The 603-nt window shown below is 71.3% G+C and carries 1 protein-coding gene; it reads right to left on the bottom strand.

The window, feature by feature from the left end; translation table 11 throughout:
- A partial coding sequence (gene iscB / locus ACFOY2_RS54700; protein ID WP_379536120.1) for an RNA-guided endonuclease IscB occupies positions 1 to 603 on the bottom strand: 603 nt, incomplete at both ends.

The raw sequence follows: 603 nt of genomic DNA, 5'->3' as shown, positions 1-603 counted from the left end.
ACGGCGTCCCCGCCGCGCCGCAGTACACGCAGGCACGGCCCCATTTCTCCAGCAGGTATTGGCGGGCCTCGTATCCGGCCAGTGTGCCCTGCTGGTAGTCGATGCCTTCCAGCGGCCGGCCCGCCGACATGGCGTGCGTGTCGAAGGCGACGCGCTCGAGGTGGACGGCGCGCACGGGTGCCCACCGCCTCAACCGGGCCATCCACGACATGGTGGTGTCCACCCGGTGCCGCAGGGACGGGGCGAGCCAGTCCTTGGGTCGGGTGCGGTTGAGGAATCGCGGAGCGCGGTAACGCAGGTTCCGCGACCTCCTGCGCCGCCGGTGGTTCGAGCGGGCGGTGAGCTTGTCGCGGATCGCCGCGCCCCGGTGGTCGAGTTGGATGCCGTACTTCCCGGCACGGCTGCCGTCACGTTCGGTGAAGACGGCGATGCCGGTGTGCCTGGAGCCGGGGTCGAGACCGATCTCAACGCCGTCAACGGTGGACCCGGCTACGGTGCGGTCGAGTAGGCGGATGACGAACGGGGTGTGCCGGACCACCACCGCCCGGCCCGCTTTGAGGATCTGCCGGGCCCGGCCGGGCCGGCACGGCTGCAACGGTTTCC

It is taken from the genome of Nonomuraea purpurea, assembly GCF_042650645.1.
Taxonomy (GTDB): Bacteria; Actinomycetota; Actinomycetes; order Streptosporangiales; family Streptosporangiaceae; genus Nonomuraea; species Nonomuraea purpurea.
This window is presented reverse-complemented; position numbering and strand designations above follow the sequence as displayed.